The following is an 18,035-nucleotide window of genomic DNA, read 5'->3' as shown; positions in this document are numbered from 1 at the left end:
GATGTCCGTACAATTCGCAACTTATCCGAGCTTGACCGATCGGGTCGTGCTGATCTCCGGCGGCGCCTCCGGCATCGGCGCCGACATGGTCCGTGCCTTCGCCTCGAATGGCGCCCGGGTAGCCTTTCTCGATGTGCAAGATGAGCCAGCGGAGGCGTTGGTGCGCGAGCTCGCTGGTGCCGGCGGGCAGGCTCCCTTATATCTCCATTGCGATGTGACTGACGTCGATGGGCTAAAGGCGGCGGTAGAAGGCGTGCGCGCGCGGCTTGGTCCGGTCGCCGCCCTGGTGAACAACGCCGCCAATGATCAACGCTATCCCATCGACGCGGTAACGGCCGACTATTGGGACCGCAGCTTCGACGTCAATCTGAGGCATCACTTCTTTGCCGCGCAGGCTGTGCATCCGCATATGAAGGAACTCGGCTTCGGCTCGATCATAAACTTCTCTTCCATCGCCTGGCGTTTCGGAGCGGACCAGATGGTGGCCTATGCCACCGCCAAGGGGGCTGTGGTGGCGCTGACGCGTGCTTTGGCGCGCTCGTTCGGACCGGATAACATCCGCGTCAATGCGGTCGAACCCGGCGCCGTCATGACCGAGCGGCAGCGCGAGCTGTGGTTCAAGACGCAGGAGGCAGTCGACCAGACGGTGCAGCGGCAATTGATCCGCCGCGTCCTGCTGGGCGAGGAGATTGCACGCACAGTGCTCTTCCTGGCAGCCGACGACAGCCGCATGATCACCAAACAGTCCATTACCGTCGATGCTGGTCTGCGCTAGTGACGCTTCTCCGCTCTCCATTGGAACCGCCAAGCTGATGCTTCGTCTCGGCCTTAACCCCTACGGACTGACCTATCATCTCGGACTGCAGGGCCGCGGCACGGCGCGGCACAATCCGGACGGGGTGGGGCTGGAAGGCTTCATTACGCTGGCGCAGGAACTGGGCGCACGCACGCTCGAGATCTACGAACCCTGGTTGACCGACTTGACTGACGCCGAAATCGTCGCCCTGCGCAGGCGTCTTGCCGCGCTGGGCATCGTCCCGGTGGTGAGCGGCGGACTTCTAGTGGCAGGTCCGCTGGACAACGCCTTTCGGGCTGCGCGCCTGCTCGAGGCGACGACGATCCGTATCGCACTGACGCCTGTCCTGTGCGGCGACCGCAATGCGTGGGGTCCGAAATGGAGTGAGTTCAACGCAACGATTCGCGCTGCCTTGACGGAATGGGGGCCGCGTGCGGCGGCCGAGGGCCGCGTGCTCGGCATCGAGAACCACCAGGACTTCGGCAGCGACGAACTTGTTGCGTTCTGCGAACTCGGCGGGCCGGGTGTCGGCATCACCTACGACACCGGCAACACCTTTCCTGTCGGCGAGGCGCCGCTTGCCTTCACGCGCCGGATCGCGCCCCATGTCCGCCATGTTCACCTCAAGGATTATCGCATTCAGTTCACGGATGAGGGCTACCGTCTGGTCCGCTGCGCGATCGGCGACGGCGCCGTGCCATTCGCCGAACTGGCAGCCATCCTTGGCGAGCACCACGACACGCTGACGGCGGTGCTTGAGCCAGGCGCGCTGGAGGCCCGTCACGTTCGCTGGCTCACCGACGACTGGTGGAACGGATATGCGCCGAAGACCGCCCGCGAGTTCGCCGCGTGCCTGAGTGCTGCGCGCGTGAACCGGCTTGCGGACGACGCCGACTACCGCACGCCATGGGAACGGGACGATGACGGCGCGCTCGTTTCGTACGAGCTCGACATGATCCGGCGCAGCGCCGCCAACATGAAGAAGTTCGATTTCATTGCAATGGAGAAATCAGCATGACTGCCCGAGAACTCAGCGGCCTGACCGCCTTCGTAACCGGCTCGGGACGCGGCCTCGGCCGCGTGATGGCCGACCGCTTGGCCGGACTTGGCGCAAACGTCGCGGTCCACGACCTCGATTGGACCCGGCCATCTCAATATGGCGAATTCGCGGATCTCGGCGACTCTGCCCGGGGCTTGGAGAAGCATGGGACGCGGGTGACCGCGGTCACCGGCAATATAGGCGACAAACAAGCTGTCGCCGAAATGAAGAGGAAGATCGAGGCCGATCTCGGCGACGTGCACATTCTGGTCAACTGCGCCGGCGGCGACATCGGCGCCAAGGGCGTAAAGCCCAATCCCAACAACGCACTCGATATCGACTACGAAGACATCAAGGTTCTAACCGAGAACAATCTCATCGGCACGATGCTGGTCTGCCAGGCGTTCGTTCCGCCGATGGTCAAGCGCGGCTCAGGCTCGGTGATCAACATCGCCTCGGCGGCAGCGCATATCGGATGCTCGCCCGAGGTGGTCTACTCGACGCTCAAGGCGGCTGTCGTCCATTATACGCGCTGCCTCGCCAAGGAATTGATCGACGATGGCGTACGCGTCAATGCGGTGAGCCCTGGCGCCACCAAGACGGCACGCTTCCAGGCGAGCCGCGTGGTCGATCCGCAGCGTATGAACTCGAGCAAGAAATCGCTGAACCGGTATGCGGAGCCTGAAGAGATCGCCGAAGCGGTGGCCTTCCTCGCCGGTCCGCGCGCGCGCTTTATCAACGGGCAGGTCATCCGCGTCGACGGCGGTTTCACGATCTTTCCAGGTTAGGCCGCGACAGCCCACATCGGCTGCCCAGCTAAGCCTTGCCATCGAGCGCGGCACATAGCGTCACCGGGGTCGACCAGACCCACTCGCGCTTACGTTCGAAGCTTCGGTCCGTCGCGCGTCCGCATGAGCAGGATCGCCGCTATTGACGCCCACGCTTTCAGGCCAGAGGACCTGGATTTCCTTTGGCAGCGCATCCCGCACCTTTGCCGACTGGCCAAGGTCGATATGCCGTGCAAGCACACGCAGCACCGAGCGTGCCGCATCCCCGGGATCGACAGCACGGGTCGATTTCAATTCATCGGCGATGTGTTGCAGGAACTCCTCGAGCGAGCGTGTCTTGTCGGGCATGTCGGCGGGCCGATAGCGATCATAGTAGGCGCCGCGCACGAGCAGCGGCAGTTCCGCTCCCAATTTGGCCGCCAGTCCGACCTGCAGCCTGTCCCGAAGGGTTCGCAGAACGGCGCCCAATGTATGCCAGGCGACCTGTCGATCCGGACCAAGATCCGTCATGATCTCGTCAAGCCAGATGTTTGTTATCTGCAGCGTTTTGTCAAAAACGTCCAAGCCGGTTGCGCTCATCGTCGCCTCCTCGAAAGGTTCTGCGGGCGAAACGGCGACCGGAGATAATTGTTTCGCGGTCCTGTGAAAATCGCCTGGCAAAGCGGCGGAAAGCGGTTCGGTCGGAGAGCCTGTCGGGGGTTGGTCTGCTCGACACTCTGCATCTGCCGGATTTCGGCGATCTGTCGGAAGTGGCCGTTTTCCACCACGTTGAGTGCAGTCACCGCGGCCAGATTGTCGCCTTTCATTCCACCGTACGGCCTCGCGATAGGCGATTCCCTTGAAACGGATATCGCGCACTGCCGCTAGAACGTCGCACCGGCTCGGATGTCCCTTGGATACAGTGCTGGCGTCTTTGATCGCGGCAAGAAGAAGACAGGCCGAATCGTGGGCGTTCACGGCATAATTGCCGATCGGTCCGAAGCGCGCTGCATAGCGCGCGGCAAACTCGGCCGAACCGCCACCCTGCCCGGTTCGGGCGTGGCGGAAAGCACGAGAACGCCTTGGCCAACACTGAGCTTGCGCTTATCGGCTCCGAACGCCGTCAGCAATGAGACCAGTCCTCACGTTGCCCGAACCCGGCTTTTGCCGGATATCTCTTGACTGATTGAGCGGCCCGCGCCGACAATGTTGGGAAGCTGGTGGGATGTCGCCCACGGTGTTCGGCACCACTTGGCGAAAGCTGCGAAAGGGCTGTCATGGATTGGAAGCTGGAACTGGTCCCGGTCCCCGTATCGGCCGTCGACAATGCCATCGCCTTTTATGTTGGGAAGGTCGGCTTTCACCTTGATCATGATCACACGGTAAGCGACGAGATACGTTTCGTGCAATTGACGCCGCCCGGTTCGGCCTGTTCGATTGCCATGGGCAAAGGCATCGTCGACAGCACCCCGGGATCCATACGGGGTCTGCAGCTGGTTGTGCCCGACATCGATGAGGCGCACCGGCATCTGGCCGCCCAAGGCATCGAGGTCAGCGATATCAAGGATTTTCCCTGGGGCAGATTTGTCTTCTTTGAGGATCCCGACGGCAACACATGGTCTGTCCAGCAGCTCCCTCCTCGCAACTGAGGCGGCGCGCTGCGGCAGGACGATGCTCGACCCAGACGCGATGACCAAAAGAAAAGGCCGGACTGTTGAGCCCGGCCAAGCGTGAAGGTCTGTAACCTCCAGAGGGGAACGCGCCGGACGCAATGGGAGGAGACATCCGACGCAATCCGCATATGGGTCTCTACTGGTGACGTTTCAATGACATTGCAGTGGACCAATGTCGCTTCGCCATAGAGCCAGGAAGGTAAAGCATTCGAAGGGACCGGTGGATCGCGCCGCCTGGTGGACACAAAGGTCGCCGAATGCAGGCGGCTCCTTGCATAGGGACTTCAGTCTGTAGGCCTGTCGACCAAGGGCCTGCACAGCCGAACTTTGGTCCGAGGCTGCTATCGCAAAAGCCCGAAACGCGAGAGTTTCAGGAACCGAGTTCAGAAGAGCCCCGTTGCGATGCCGACTGTTACAGGAGGCCGCTATGGAGTCGAGCGTTCACCAGGCGCGTTGGCTGCTTTTTCCGTTATTTGGCCTGTGTTTCGGGATCGCAGCCATTGGATTTATTGTTGGCTGACGGTGAGAACTCGGCGCCCCCGCCGAGAGACGCAACGAAGCGAAGGCAAAAGACTTGCGCAGTAAATAGTCCCTTCCTGCGCCAGCGAGACCCACCAGTTACCCTCGTGGGACTGGTGGGTCTTGACCTTACCGATACAAACCATTGTTTTAAGCATCGCACGAATTCGAACAGGAGGCAGCACGAAAGGTCCGTATGATTAAGGGGATTTCCGCCATGCGACTGGCAAGTTCATTGATGACGACCCGGAGACGAAGGACCGGATCTTCGCGAGGACGTCATGTCGGCATTTCTGTAGTCGTTTTGACCTTCGTTCTCGTCGTGAACCCCTATCGCGTCGTGTTCGACGGACTATCGCAGCCGCTCGGCCCGCTGGCTGCCTGGGCCAAAGACGGCGGGAACGGCAACGGCAATGGCGGGAACGGAAATGGGAATGGGGGCGGTAATTCCGGCAATCCGGGTGGAAACTCCGGCAATTCGAACTCGAACGCCGGTGCCGGCAAGGGCAAAGCAAAGTCGCAGGACGACAATCTCCCTGATCCCGCCCCTGCGGTAAACCCGGGCAGCATGCCAAAACTCTTTATCAATGCAACCACGGGAGACCGGGTCGAGGTGAGTGGGGCGAGCATTGGCGTGGTGCATTCGAACGGTCTCAGCGAGCGCGTTGATAGCGGCCAATATGAAATGCGCGATGCCAAGGGCCGTACCATCATTCGGCGCCTGGCGACGCGTTCCGATCGGGACAGGTTGCTTGAAATGATCAACTGACGGCCAGATCACACAGCCGCCCCGTGAGGCTGTTTCGGCTCAAGCATGATCGCGAACAGGCGAATGCCGGCGCTCAGTCGCATCGCGTAAAGTCATTGCGGCTTCGGTCCTGTTGCTGACGTTGAGCTTGGCCAGGATTCGCGTCATGTGGTGCTTTATCGTTTTCTCATGCAGGTTCAGCCGAAGCCCAATCCGTTTGTTGCTCAGGCCCGCGGCAACCAGCGTCAGGATCTCCCTTTCGCGGCTGGTGAGTTCGGCAAGTCCGTCGGCTTTCGCCGGCTCATTTGATTGAGCCGACAGATCGGCCAACAGGCGTGCCGACAATTGTGGACAGACATATCGTTCGCCCGACGCTACCGTGCGCAGGATCGCAGCCAACGTCCTCGATCCGACCCCCTTCAGAACATAGCCCCTTGCCCCGCTCTGCAATGCGGTCATCACGTGCTGGTTTTCTTCCGAAACGGTCAGCATCACGATTTTCAGTGCCGGATGGCTCTCCAGGGCCGGTCCGATCACGCTGAGGCCGCCTCCGGGCACCGAGATGTCCATCAGCAGAATGTCGGGCCGCCGGTCTTCGACTATCCGCAACGCATCATCCCTGCTGCTTCCTTCGCCGACGATCTCGAACCCGCCGATCTGTTCGAGCGTGCGCACAACGCCTTCCCTGAACAGCGGGTGGTCGTCAACGATGGCGAGCCTGATGGCTGCTGTCATGTCTGCCCCATTTCAACGATGTTGAGAGCCATTTTCACGATCGTGCCACTTTGTGAGGACGTCACGGTAAACTGGCCCCCGAGGCTTTCCACCCGCTCGCGCAGCCCAACGAGCCCCAGCCCCTCGGGACGCACGATTTGTGGATCAAAGCCGGGGCCGGCGTCGGACACTTCGATACAAACGCGTTCGCCGTCGAAATGTTTCTCGACCGACTGACCTTCACCTCCGGCATGACGGAATCCATTGTTCAGCGTCTCCTGGACGAAGCGGAAGATACAGATCCTGGCCGCCGGCGACAGCGGTGTATGGCCGCCGGTCATGGATAATCTTACTTTGACGCCGGTTCGTTCTTCGTGCGCCTGTACGGCAATCTGGAGAATTTCACCCAGTTCGGCATGCTCTATATGCGGCAGGACAAGGCCCTTGCTGATGCTCCTGATCTCGCGCATGGCATCGTCCAGATGTGCTTTGATGGCCCGCAATTCCTGCGCACGCTTCGATTGCGGCGTAGCAGGATCGGCAATGACCGGGCTATCGATCCCCAGCGCCGCGAGAGCAACCAGTTGCGCGGGGCCATCGTGCAAGTCCGCGCCGATGCGCCTGAGATAGCGTTCGTTGAGTGCGGTGGCACGCTGCGAAGCGCGCTGCACCCGCAGCCTCAACAGTCTGTTTTGAGCAAGCAGATCGGAAAGCTCGGCAATGCGCTGCTTCAACGAGCGGCTCTGCGAACTGATCGTGCGGCTGCCACGGAACACGATTGCCGACAGCCCGAGAAAGAAGGCCGCTGTGACCGCGGCAACGTCCAGCCAGGTTCGAATGAGTGCCTGATGCAGGTTTCTTTCAAAATCAGTGGCGACCTCGTAGAATTCCGAAACGGCCACCACTTCCCCCGACCATGGCTGCAGCACCGGATTGTAAATCTCGAGGAGATGCAAGCCGCTGGCTCTTTCGGCCTCGCTGTCCGGATCGTCGAGCTTGTCGAACTCCGAAACCATTTGGCCTGCGAATGCCGCCCGGAGATTGTCGCTGGGTTCAAAGCGCTTGCCGATCAATGTCTTGTCGGTCGAATACAGGATGGTTCCGTCGCGACGCCAGAGCTTGAAGGATTCGAGCCTTGTGCCGAGTGCCCCTTGTCCCAGCGTTTCATCGAGCGCATGGGCTACGCTCTCGTCGAGGACTTCGCTCTTGCGCATATCCGGAAGCAGCGGCGCAATAACGCTGTCCACGTAAAGAGCCGTAGCGGAAGCCGAATTCTGCGTGACCACGGTTTCTATATGGTTCGTGACTGAAATCCCCACCACCACCATGGCCGACAGGGAGAATAGACCACCCGCGAGCAGGAACTGCGTGGCCAGCGACAGCCCGTTCCAGCGGTCGACGAGGCTTGTCAGCCTGTGTGGCCTGGTATTCCGCATGGCCCGCTCGGCAGCACGCCGCGCCAGTGGCGCGATTCTGGAGAGCCGGCTAATCCGCTGTCGAACGTCGCTAAAAGACGCCATCCTAGGTGTGTAACCGATCAATCGCGATGGAACTAGGGCCTGATGAGAGGGCGAACAGCGCATCCGACGCTTTTTTGCGCAAATCGTCTCATTGCGTCGTTCGGTAAAGCTCGGACGCAGCCTGCTTCAGCGCCGCCCGCCCGTCCGGCCTCAGATACATCATGTGCCCGCCTTCCAGCACCTCGCTGCGAATGGGCTTTGCACCGGCAAGCGAAGGAATTTGACCAAGCAGGTAGCGCGAGCCCAAGTACGGCGTCACCAGGTCGCTGTAGCCGTTGACGATCAGCACGCCGAGGCTGGGGTTCAGCGTGCGCGCCTGCTGAAGGTCGTCCATGACACCCGCATAGCCCTGACGCGTCGGGCTCGTTCCATAATCCCAATTGCCGCTGACTTCGCGGTTGAGAAGCCGATAGCTGATATCCGTACGGAAGTTCAATTCATCACGCACATAGCCGACGAAAGCGGAGGTAAGCGCCGGCACGCTTCGGTCGAGCACCGGATCGGGACCCTCGACTCCCAGGCTCTCTGGCGCCAAATCCGCCGTTGCGATGTTGCCGTCATAGGCGCTGAGAACATTGCCCTTTGCCCGTGCAAACTCCTTGGCGAACAGCCCTATGGGAATGCGTGCAAAGTGCCGCTGGACGAGATCGAGCGGCAGACCGGTGATTGCGGCGACACGCTGGCTCGCCAGGCGCCCACCCTGCTCCAGCCCACCTGCCAGCGCGGCCAGATAATCGCCGAGCGCATAGCGTTCGACTTCCGCCAGCCGCTCCTGCAGAGCCGGGCCGGAAACGCCTTCGCTGTGTAGGCGCACTGCCGCCAGCGACGGCAGTTCCAGCGCCCAGTGGAGCGGCTGGAACTCGTGCGGACGCACCAGCGTGAATTCGAGCGCCGGCGAAATCAGCACGACGCCGCTCGGGCTGATGCCGATGTCTTCCTGAAGCTTCCTGGCGAGCAATGCTGCTCGAAAGCCGCCATAGCTTTCACCAGCCAGGAAGACAGGCGATGCCGTACGGCTGGTCTGCGCCAGATAGAGCCGGATAAACGCGCCTATCGACGCGGCGTCCTGGCTGACGCCCCAGAAGCTGTGTGCTTCCGTGCCGGGCGCTTCACGGCTGTAACCGGTTCCGACAGGGTCCACAAAGACCAGGTCGGTCATGTCGAGCCAAGTGTCGGGGTTGTCGAACAGCCTCTGCGGCGGCGGCAGGAAACTTCCATCGGCCGCCGTCGCCAGAACCCGCGGACCGAGCGCGCCCAAATGAAGATAGGCGGAAGCTGCTCCCGGACCGCCATTGAACACGAAGGTGATCGGGCGGCGCGGTTCCGGTCCCGTTTCTTTCCCGGCGTGCAGAGCATAGGCGACATAGAAAATCTCGGCGGTGATATCGCCTTTGCCGGACGGTAATGACAGCGTGCCGGCCCTGGCCTCGTAATCGAGCGTCCGTCCGGCAATGACGATCGAATGATCGGAAGTCTGCGGCGGTGGCAGGAGCGAGAGAACCCCGCCGGTGGGCGGCGGCCGCTGGGCCGTCTCCGCATGACCGACCCCAGTTCCGGCAACCAGCAGCAGAAGAGCGAGGGCGATTTCTTGCAGCTTGATAGGCATGACGTCTCCGGAGCAATTGGCTGGAAACTAGCACACCGTCGGCCGAACCAAAGTCACAGCACCGTGCGCCAGTACATCTGACAAGAAGGGATCGGGAATCCGATGCCCAGGCGGAAGGTAGGGCGCGAGGGTCGCGGCGGCAGCCTCAACCTCTTGCAGCAGATGCGCGCGGCGGAATGACCTACCAAACGACTTCGTGAATTTTCTGCCGGTTGACTCGATTGGCCCACTTCCTAGGTTGCCATTCGGGGCTCCCGTGCAATCCGAAGTCGGTATGACATCTTTCCACACCCGAAAGCTTGCCCTTCTCCTTCTATCGGTAGGCGCCGCCATCCTGTCTTCCTGCGTCATGCCCGACGACACCTCGAGCACCGCGAGGGAAGACGCCACGGCGGCGGCAGCCCGCAAGGAGATGGTCGGCCTTAGCGAGGCGGACGTTCGAATGTGCGCCGGCTTTCCGACCGCCACTGCCGATGTCGGCAAATCCGGCCAGATTTGGACCTATCAGCGGGTCGTACAACGCGGCAATCTCAACATTGTGGTTCCGACCGTGGCCATTGGCCCGGTCCCTGCGCTCGGAGGTTCCGTCAACGTCGCCCCCGGCGGCTATTGCAACACGCAAATTCGAATGGTTGACGGCCGTGTTGCGGAGGTTGCCTACGCCGGCGACAACAACCTGCCGAACAACCGCGATGCGCTCTGTGTCAGCACGGTCGACGCCTGTGTCGCCTATGCCCGTCAATATCGTCCAGGCAAGGCGATGGGCCGTACCAGATAGCGGGATGAGTGGCATTGCCGCCGACCTAAACGTCTGGGGTTCTGGTTTGCCGGCTAACGACTATCCCCGATCTCGATCGAGCATCACCGATTTGAACTGATGTTCCCCGCTCTCAACCGCCGACCCCATCGCGAATAGCGGAGAAATAGCGGTCGGTTCCGACCTGCCCGCCCTTGAGGGCAATTTCCAGCCCCTCGATCACCTTTACGCGCGAATGCGCCACACAAAGCGGCGAGCCCGGCGATGCCGGCAGCGGCATTCGCACCGTCAGCGCGTCGACGCCCATCTGGCCAAGTGCATGGCTCGACGTGTCGCCGCCGGCGATGACCACGCGCGGTAGCTTCTCTTGAAGCGTCAGTTCGCGGAGAAGCTCGCCAAGGCCGCGCGCGAGCTTATGGCGGGCGCCTTCCCTGAGATCGATTTCAGCACCGCGGTCGGCCGCAGGTCCGAGCGCGGTGTAGAGGATGACGCTCCGCCCGGCCCGTAGGCTGGAGCGGCCGGTTGCGACGGCGCGCGCAATAGCGTCGTTCGAAGCCTCAGAAACCAGTTCGAGCGGGTCGAGCTCGATCCCGTCGAAGCCTTCGGCCAGGGCATGCCGGATCTGTCGTTCCGTCGTCGGCGAGCAACTCCCCGAGACCACGGCGATCCTGTCGGCAGCGCCCGGCGGCGAAAAGGCGGGTTTGGCATCCACGATTCGGTTCGATGCCCATTCGACCAGCAAGGCATATTCGATGCCCGAAGAGCCGACGACGAAATAACCGCCCGGCTTGCGAGCGCGCCAAATCTCCTTGCCGGCAAGCGCTTGGGTTTCCAGGCTGTCGACATCGACAAGCACGATTCCTGTGCCCTCCTCCACAAGCCGGTCGAATGCTTTCGACCGCGACGCAGACTGCAGCGTCGCCAGGTCGACCAGGCCCGAGGCGAGGCTGGTCTGGCGCGACAGATGGATCAGCAGGTCGGATTCGTCCATCGGCGTGATCGGATGGCGGCTCATCACGGGATGGCGGTCGATGCGGAAATATTTTTCGCGATAGGCCGCGAACAGATGGCCGAAGGCGGTGTAGCGCTTCAGCTGCGGCGCGCCGACCACCAGCGGCACGCCGTCTTGCCGGAAAACCGAGCAGCCGATCTCGATCGCCCGGCCGATGCTGCCGATCGCCGGGCTGGAATCGAAGGTCGAGCAGACCTTGTAGTGGCAGATCTCGGCGTTAAGGGTCTTCAGCCAGGCGAAGGCATCTCGCAGATGCGTGTCCATCCACTGCGGCGTCTCGCTGCGGCTGGTGCCGGCCAGCCCGACGGCGCGGCAATGCGCAAACTGCGAAAGCAGCGCCTCGTCCGGCTGGCGCATGAACAGCACGGTCGGCACGCCGCCGAGCTCGAGCGCCTCCATCACGTCGGTCGAGCCGGTCAGGTCGTCGCCATAATAACTCAGAAGCAGGTTCTGCATGGCGTCAGGCCGCCTTGCCGTCGCCGAACTTCTCGATCGACCGCGCCAGCTCGACATGGCTCACGGCATAATCGGCCAACGGAATGTCCTGGACCGCCGCCTGCCAGGCCTGCTGCACGGCGCGCACGCCGGCGCCGGGCCCGTCCGGGTGGCTGACGATGCCGCCGCCGCACAGATAGAGAAGATCGACCGTCCGGCCGGTTCGCTGGAAGGTTTCAGGCGCCTGCCCGCCCCACTGGCCGGAACCGGCGACCGGCAATGCGCAATCGGCCGGCGAAAAGATCGGCGTGGTCACCGCCTTGAAGGATTCGACGAAGGACCAGTCGGGTTCCCAGTATTTCGAGGCGATGCCGTTGATCTGGAACTGGTCGACGCCAAGCAGGCGCCAGAACTGCTGCCACACCTTGAAATCCATGCCGAGGCCGGGATGACGGGTGAGAATGTCCCATCCATTGCGGTGGGCATGGAGCACAAGGCTGGAGCGTTTTCGAAGGTAAGCCATGCCGCCGAAACCGATCGAATTGATGTTGACCACGGCGCAATTGCCGCCGGCCTTTGCCACCAGGTCGTGGTTTCGCATCATCTCGTCGGGATCGGCATGTGAGATGCCGAAGGCATACATGACCTTCTTGCCGGTCTTCTGCTCGTGGTCGAGGATCAGCGGCATGATTGCCCTCACCCGCTCCGACAGCGGTGAATAGGCCGGGCTCATCAGCTTCTCGTCGTCCTTGATGAAATCGACGCCGGCGGCAATCAGCTCTTGCACCATTGCGGCCGTCTCGGGCGGGCGGAGCCCCAGCGCCGGCTTGACAATGGTCCCGATGATCGGACGATCCGCGACACCGGTCAGCCTGCGGCTGCCCGTGACGCCGAATTGCGGGCCCGGATGCGCGCCCCGGTACTCCTCGGGTAGCCTCATGTCGACGATCCGGATACCGGACAGGCCCTTGATCGAAAATATGCCGCCGATGGCGATGGTCATCAACGCCGACAAATCGGTGCCGATGGCGTCTAGCGGAAACGCGATGTCGACGTCGGCGCGCTTGACCGGGCCATTGCGCGCTTCGGGACCGGTTTCGGGAAGAGACGGCCGATCCGCATCGGGCAGATGCCGTATCGCCAGGACTCGCGCCGCGACCCTGGCCTTGAGCTCTTCGGTCTCGCCGGCCAGCGCGACGAAGGTTCCAGTCGACTGGTCGCTTGCGATCTTGGCCGCCAGCGCCTCGATATTGCCGGGCGTTTCGATGCGATAGGTGAGAACAATCATATTCGCGCGGCCTGCCGAGGTGGTTCGAAAAAGGTTCCTTGGCCCTTGAAATCTGGTATAATGAGTACATAAGCTTTGCAAGCCCTCTCCGGCTGGGCAGAGCCGGGCGAGCCGGCAGCAGGCGTTCCGGAATTCGCGCCGGAAATGCTAGATAGGGGCCGGCCAAAAGGAGTGATTCGCGACGATGAACCGTTCGGAGCCGATCGTCCGGCGCAAGCTTTCCGACGAAGTATTCTTGAGACTGAAGCGCCTGATCACCAGCGGCGAATTGCTGCCGGGTGACGACATGCCATCGGAGCGCGAATTGATGGAGCGCTTCGAGGTCGGCAGGCCGGCGATCCGCGAGGCAATGCAGGCGTTGAGCAATATGGGCCTCGTCGCGATCTCGCATGGCGAGCGGGCGAAAGTGCTGCAGCTGACCGCCAAGTCGATCATCAAACAGGTCGACGGCGCCGCCAAGATCATCCTGTCGTCGTCGAAGGACACGCTGGAGCACCTCAAGAACGCGCGTATCTTCTTCGAGCGCGGCATGGTCAGGGAAGCCGCGGAGAGGGCAACCGCCGAGGACGTGCAGCGGTTGCGCGCAACGGTTGCAGAGCAGCGCAGCCATCGTGGCGACTCGGAAGCCTTCATATCCGCCGACATGAAATTCCACACCCAGATCTCGGCAATATCCGGCAACCCGATCTATGTCGCCGTCAGCGAGGCAATGCTTGGCTGGTTAAAGGAATACCACACCGAAATGCTGATCTGGACCGGCAAGGAAAAGTTCACGCTGACCGAGCACGAAGAGATCATCGGACGCATCGAAGCCAAGGATGCGGATGGCGCCGAGAAGGCGATGATCAAGCACCTCGAACGCTCGCGTGCGCTTTACGTGATGAACTCCGGCAGCTGAAAACAAGAGCAAGGTCCCGACCGGCGTAGCGGCCGGCACCTGCTCTCGGCCTACTGACTGACCACAGATCAGCCTGAGCCCGGACCGACGCAGTTTTCTGTTGCCCTCTGAATCCGATGTATTTGCCGCGTGTTTTCATTCAACGATTTCCGCGGCCCGCTTTCGTCAGCAAGCCCGCATAGGCCCTCCTGGAGCCCCCGCGCTTGGCTTGGATTGGCAATTCTTGCAAAGACTATGCTAGGCTTGCCATCCACGAGAACGACACTGGAGTACCGCAATGGCTGTCAGGAGCCTTCACGTTGTGATCTGGCTGCCGTCGAATTTCTATTCGGCCGTCGTCTCGACGCTCGTGGAAATGTTTCAGCTTGTGAATGACGTCTGCCGTTCGCAGGTTCTCTCCTGTGAGTTCGTTTCAAGGAGCGCGCCGTCGGCATCAAGCACCGGAATTTCCTTCCCGACAAAGGCTCAACCATCCCGGAAAATGGATGTCCTGATTCTCATTGCCATGCCGGGTGTCGAGATTCCGGAGCTTCTGCGCTCGCTCGACGAGGAGAGTGAACATTCAAAACCGCTGATCGCGCTCGCGCAGCAGCAGGACGCAATCATCGCAGCACATTGCGGCGCGTGTTATCTGCTCGCCAATTCAGGATTATTGGACGGTAAACGCGCGACGATATCCTGGTGGCTGAGAGCCGAGGCAAGCCGCCGGTTTCCGCAAGTGCGATGGGACGCTTCCCGGCTCCTCATTCGCCACGACCGCCTCTACACATGCGGAGGCGGGTTTTCCGGACTCGAACTCGCCAGGGCCTTGCTGATCGATCTGGGCTTCTCGAAGGAAGAGCGGATCATTCGAAAACTTCTGGTTCTCCCGCCGCCGCGCACATTCCAGAGTCCCTACGAATTTTCCCTCGATGGAATTTCGAACGGAGCCAGCCCATTCGAGGACAAGTTGCGTGAGCTCTCGAAAGACAAGATGTCGGAAATCGATCTGAAATTTCTGGCAACCGAATTGGGCATGTCTTCGCGAACCCTGTCTCGCAGGTTTTTCGACGAACTCCAGACAACGCCGGGAAAATGGATCCAGGAAAGGCGGCTGGAGTTGGCAAGGTCCATGCTTGAGGAAACGAAACTGAGCGTTTCAGAAATTTGCTATCGGGTGGGTTATCAGGACGTCGCCTCGTTCAGCCGTCTTTTTTCCAAGACAACTGGAATGGCACCGGGCGAGTTTCGAAAGCAAATCCGGTGACAACGCGGCAGCGGAGTGCTGCGGCTACACGCAACCGCTACGCAAGTGCGGCTACCCATGAGCCTCGGCAAATGACTTCAGCCGATCCGGACGATTGCGTAGGGTGTCATCACAAGATGGTCTCGGCCCGACGTATCGCGCGGAATCTGGCGTGACAGTCGTCCATTCCAAATCTTGAGAGGGCCCTGATCGGAGCCGAGCCCGGAAACGTCGACCGGAACATCGACCGGGGTAAGGTTCGCCAGCCAGACGATGATCTTGCCTGTCTGGGAGCGGCCGGCAAGTGCCAGCACCCGCCTCTCATCGGTCGTTGTCGCCGCCACATGCGCATGGCCGGCCAGATCGCAAAGTCCTTTCACCGCGTGGAAAATCGGCCGGGGTGTACCTTCTTCGACAGGTTCGCCCGACGAGGCCAGCACGCCGAATCGTCCGGTGAAGCTGCAGAGCGTCAGCATTTCGAGTTCGGCCGGCGCAACACGTGCGGCATAGCCGATCGTCCATGCGGCTCCGAACAGCCCGGTATGGCGAGGGTCGCGGTCGGCCATGGCAATGCGCTGACTGTCGGGATTGGCCTTGGTCGCACCGCCATAGGGGTTCTGGCGCATGGCAATGGTCGACGGCCCGATCCGATAGGGTTTTGCCCCGAAGATCGCCCTCACGGAGGCTGTGATGGAAGGCAGCGCCTCCAACGATTGCATGACGCTGAGATCGTCGGCGGCGTGCACGATCGGGCAGGTGCAATGCGTGACGAAATCGAGCGGGTCGGGCGGCACACGCTTGCGATTGAGTTCGGTGAAATAGCTGAACATGCCGCCGCCGAGGCGGCTGTCGGGAAAGGCGCGCCGCGTCGCGGCATAGACGCCTTCGAGCGGTGGGCAGCGCGGCCACGCGCTGCCCGGTGGCGTCGACTGCCGGTCGACCGAGGGCGAGACGGCAATGGCCGAAAGCTTGAGCCCGGCCTGCCGCACCCCGTCGGCGACGCCTGAAAGCTCGGCGTCGAGATCGCCGTCGCCGGCAATGACACATTCGAGCGTTGTCCGGACCGGATAGGCGGCGGCGAGCCGGGCGTAGGATCGCAAGACATCGAGCTCGTGGCCGCGCGTCGGGTCATAGTGGAACATCAATTGCTGCGGGCCAAGCTCGCACAGCATCGGCAGCTTGCCCAGCGCCCCCTCGACCTCATCCGGGTAGATGATCACGCCGACATCCGGCAGCACCGGTCCGGCTTGGCCGAGCGTGATACGAATCGGTTCGGCGCTTGCCGCAACAGCCGGCACTTTCCCGCCAACCTCCATCCGCAAGCTGATGGTCTGGCGGAAGGTCTTGCCGGCCGGCAGCACGTATGGCCATGGCAGCGCGAGCGGCCGGACATAGGTCTTGTAGGAGGCATCCGACCAGTTGCGCTGGTCCTCCATCTCGAAAATGTCGCCTTCCATCCGGCATTCAGCGGTGACGCCCGGCCGGACCTCATGGGTGATCGCCCGCAGATCCTTGAAAGGCTGCCGGGGATCGATCAGCTCTGGAAGCCTGGTCGCGACCACGCTGCCATCGGTATGCTCGACCGTGACCGGGCTGCCGGCCAAGCCGGCAATCGGGTGCAGGATGCAGAAGCCGCAGCGATTGGTTTCGAAATCGCTATCCGGAAGAGCGCTCACGTCGAAGACCAATTTGCCATCGGCGGAGCCCTTGATGGTTGCGCGGAAGTCGAGCCGGCTGCCGTCCGGTGCCCGGCAATTTGCCGAATAGCTCACGGAAAAAGCCTCGGCATTTTGTTCGATGGCAAGATCGGCCAGTCTCGGCTCGTAGGTGCCCCAGTCGCGATCCCTGACGATGTAGGCGATAGCGCGCAGAACTTCGGTGCCGCCATGCCGAATGGTGCGCAGATTGCCGTTGACGAAGTCCGCCGTCAGCGCGCCGGCTCGCAGCCTGACCGGTTCGGCTTCAACGGCACCTGTGCCGTAGAGGAGGAAGGCGTCGGCTGTCATTTCAGCAAGGCGTCGAGTTGCACCGGCTCCCGGCTTGCGGCGCCGGCGTACGCTGCCTCGACCAGCGCTAATGTCTTGAGGTTGTCCGCGCCCGAGGTCGCGGGCTCAGTTCCGTTGGTCAGGCAATCGACCCAATGTTTTTGAATGGCGACGACGCTTTCCTGGATGTTGTGCCACGGCCGCGATGCCCAGGCCAGCAGCGGCGGCGAGACGTCGCTACCGACCGTCCCGCTCCTGCCGGTGACGGTGAGGCGGTAGCCCTGCGCCAGCCGGATCGTGCCGTCCTTGCCATCGATCTCGATCAGCGTCTCGGGGAACGGCTCTGTCGCGAGCTTGCTGGCGTAGCTACAGTCGACCACCGAAGTGGCGCCGCCCGTGTGGTCCATCAGCATCGTCGCAACGTCCTCGCCGGTTATCCCAGGATTGACGCGCGCCGTTCGCGCGGTGACCGTCGAGACGTCGCCCAGCAGAAAGCGGGCGATGTCGAGGATATGGATGCCGAGATCCTCTATAATGAAGCGCCTTCCGGTCGCCAGATAGGGCTGGCCGGAAAACACGTCATAAGCCGATCGAAACGAGATCCGTCCGAAGAAGGGGGTGCCGATTTCGCCACTGTCGAGCACCGCACGCACCGCCTGGATCGGCGACTGCCAGCGAAAATTTTCATGCACCATCAACGGCACGCCGGCGTCGGCGCAGGCTTTCACCATGGCCTTGGCGTCGGCAAGCGACGGCGCGAACGGCTTTTGGCAGATTACCGGAACGCCATACTGCGCCGCCATCTCCACGAGCGTTCTGTGGCTTGGTGCGGTGGTAGCGATGTCGACGAAATCCAACCTTTCGCCGGCAACCAGCGCAGCCGCGTCGGTATAGCGCCGCGTGATGCCGAACTGGTCGCCGACGACCCTCAACCGGTCCGGATCGCGGTCGCAGATGGCGGCAATCGAAGCGCCCTCTATGTCGCGCCATGCATGCATCTGGTTGACGGCAAAGAAGCCGCAGCCGATCAGCGCGCCACGCAGCTCCGCCATG

The 18,035-nt window shown here is 62.0% G+C and carries 16 protein-coding genes; 8 read left to right on the top strand and 8 right to left on the bottom strand.

Annotation, left to right across the window (positions count from 1 at the left end; translation table 11 throughout):
• Window position 1 precedes the first annotated feature (1 nt).
• Genes NMG46_RS07415 through NMG46_RS07405 form a run of 3 tightly spaced genes read left to right on the top strand, consistent with a single transcriptional unit; the run spans window position 2 to window position 2,623 of the window.
• Window positions 2-775: an SDR family NAD(P)-dependent oxidoreductase gene (locus NMG46_RS07415; RefSeq protein WP_254817035.1), complete on the top strand. Its 774-nt coding sequence runs from the start codon at window positions 2-4 to the stop codon at window positions 773-775.
• Window positions 776-812: 37 nt separating this feature from the next.
• A complete protein-coding gene (locus tag NMG46_RS07410) occupies window positions 813-1,814 on the top strand; it encodes a sugar phosphate isomerase/epimerase (RefSeq protein ID WP_254817034.1) in 1,002 nt (333 codons plus the stop codon).
• Window positions 1,811-2,623 (top strand): SDR family NAD(P)-dependent oxidoreductase, encoded by an 813-nt coding sequence (locus NMG46_RS07405; RefSeq protein ID WP_254817033.1) that lies wholly within the window; start codon window positions 1,811-1,813, stop codon window positions 2,621-2,623. Before NMG46_RS07410 ends, NMG46_RS07405 begins: the two co-directional genes overlap by 4 nt.
• Window positions 2,624-2,683: 60 nt before the next feature.
• Here NMG46_RS07405 and NMG46_RS07400 read toward each other — a convergent pair whose 3' ends face one another.
• Window positions 2,684-3,202 carry a DUF2267 domain-containing protein gene (locus NMG46_RS07400; RefSeq protein ID WP_254817080.1) on the bottom strand — a complete coding sequence of 173 codons (519 nt, stop codon included), beginning with the start codon at window positions 3,200-3,202 and terminating at the stop codon, window positions 2,684-2,686.
• 677 nt (window positions 3,203-3,879) lie between these two features.
• On the opposite strand from NMG46_RS07400, the gene NMG46_RS07395 reads away from it, so the two are divergent.
• Both NMG46_RS07395 and NMG46_RS07390 read left to right on the top strand, forming a co-directional pair.
• Window positions 3,880-4,251 (top strand): VOC family protein, encoded by a 372-nt coding sequence (locus tag NMG46_RS07395; RefSeq protein ID WP_254817032.1) that lies wholly within the window; start codon window positions 3,880-3,882, stop codon window positions 4,249-4,251.
• 760 nt (window positions 4,252-5,011) lie between these two features.
• Entirely contained in the window at window positions 5,012-5,563 is a 552-nt protein-coding gene (locus tag NMG46_RS07390) for a hypothetical protein (RefSeq protein ID WP_254817031.1), read from the top strand.
• 39 nt (window positions 5,564-5,602) lie between these two features.
• On the opposite strand, the gene NMG46_RS07385 is transcribed toward NMG46_RS07390, so the two are convergent.
• From NMG46_RS07385 to NMG46_RS07375, 3 genes are all read right to left on the bottom strand, one after another.
• Window positions 5,603-6,277, bottom strand: coding sequence for a response regulator transcription factor (locus tag NMG46_RS07385; protein ID WP_254817030.1), 675 nt, complete (start codon window positions 6,275-6,277; stop codon window positions 5,603-5,605).
• Window positions 6,274-7,692: a sensor histidine kinase gene (locus NMG46_RS07380; RefSeq protein ID WP_254817029.1), complete on the bottom strand. Its 1,419-nt coding sequence runs from the start codon at window positions 7,690-7,692 to the stop codon at window positions 6,274-6,276. The genes NMG46_RS07385 and NMG46_RS07380 overlap by 4 nt, the downstream gene beginning before the upstream one ends.
• Window positions 7,693-7,864: 172 nt before the next feature.
• On the bottom strand, window positions 7,865-9,382 hold the full coding sequence (locus tag NMG46_RS07375) for a S10 family peptidase (protein WP_254817028.1): 1,518 nt from the start codon (window positions 9,380-9,382) through the stop codon (window positions 7,865-7,867).
• 274 nt (window positions 9,383-9,656) lie between these two features.
• Between NMG46_RS07375 and NMG46_RS07370 the strand changes: the two genes are divergently transcribed.
• Window positions 9,657-10,160 carry a hypothetical protein gene (locus NMG46_RS07370; RefSeq protein ID WP_254817027.1) on the top strand — a complete coding sequence of 168 codons (504 nt, stop codon included), beginning with the start codon at window positions 9,657-9,659 and terminating at the stop codon, window positions 10,158-10,160.
• 112 nt (window positions 10,161-10,272) lie between these two features.
• On the opposite strand, the gene NMG46_RS07365 is transcribed toward NMG46_RS07370, so the two are convergent.
• Both NMG46_RS07365 and oiaX read right to left on the bottom strand, forming a co-directional pair.
• On the bottom strand, window positions 10,273-11,607 hold the full coding sequence (locus NMG46_RS07365) for a four-carbon acid sugar kinase family protein (RefSeq protein ID WP_254817026.1): 1,335 nt from the start codon (window positions 11,605-11,607) through the stop codon (window positions 10,273-10,275).
• A 4-nt stretch (window positions 11,608-11,611) separates the two neighbouring features.
• Complete coding sequence (oiaX, locus tag NMG46_RS07360) at window positions 11,612-12,874, bottom strand: 3-oxo-isoapionate-4-phosphate decarboxylase OiaX (RefSeq protein ID WP_254817025.1); 1,263 nt, start codon at window positions 12,872-12,874, stop codon at window positions 11,612-11,614.
• 184 nt (window positions 12,875-13,058) lie between these two features.
• Between oiaX and NMG46_RS07355 the strand changes: the two genes are divergently transcribed.
• Both NMG46_RS07355 and NMG46_RS07350 read left to right on the top strand, forming a co-directional pair.
• Window positions 13,059-13,772: a transcriptional regulator NanR gene (locus tag NMG46_RS07355; RefSeq protein ID WP_254817024.1), complete on the top strand. Its 714-nt coding sequence runs from the start codon at window positions 13,059-13,061 to the stop codon at window positions 13,770-13,772.
• Between the two features lie 277 nt (window positions 13,773-14,049).
• Complete coding sequence (locus tag NMG46_RS07350; protein WP_254817023.1) at window positions 14,050-15,018, top strand: GlxA family transcriptional regulator; 969 nt, start codon at window positions 14,050-14,052, stop codon at window positions 15,016-15,018.
• 77 nt (window positions 15,019-15,095) lie between these two features.
• Here the strand turns inward: NMG46_RS07350 and NMG46_RS07345 are convergent, their stop codons facing one another.
• On the bottom strand, window positions 15,096-17,003 hold the full coding sequence (locus tag NMG46_RS07345; RefSeq protein WP_254817022.1) for a hypothetical protein: 1,908 nt from the start codon (window positions 17,001-17,003) through the stop codon (window positions 15,096-15,098).
• Window positions 17,000-18,034: a Gfo/Idh/MocA family protein gene (locus NMG46_RS07340; protein WP_254817021.1), complete on the bottom strand. Its 1,035-nt coding sequence runs from the start codon at window positions 18,032-18,034 to the stop codon at window positions 17,000-17,002. The genes NMG46_RS07345 and NMG46_RS07340 overlap by 4 nt, the downstream gene beginning before the upstream one ends.
• Window position 18,035: the final 1 nt, after the last annotated feature.

This window comes from Mesorhizobium sp. LMG 17147 (assembly GCF_024297145.1).
Taxonomy (GTDB): domain Bacteria; phylum Pseudomonadota; class Alphaproteobacteria; order Rhizobiales; family Rhizobiaceae; genus Mesorhizobium.
This window is presented reverse-complemented; position numbering and strand designations above follow the sequence as displayed.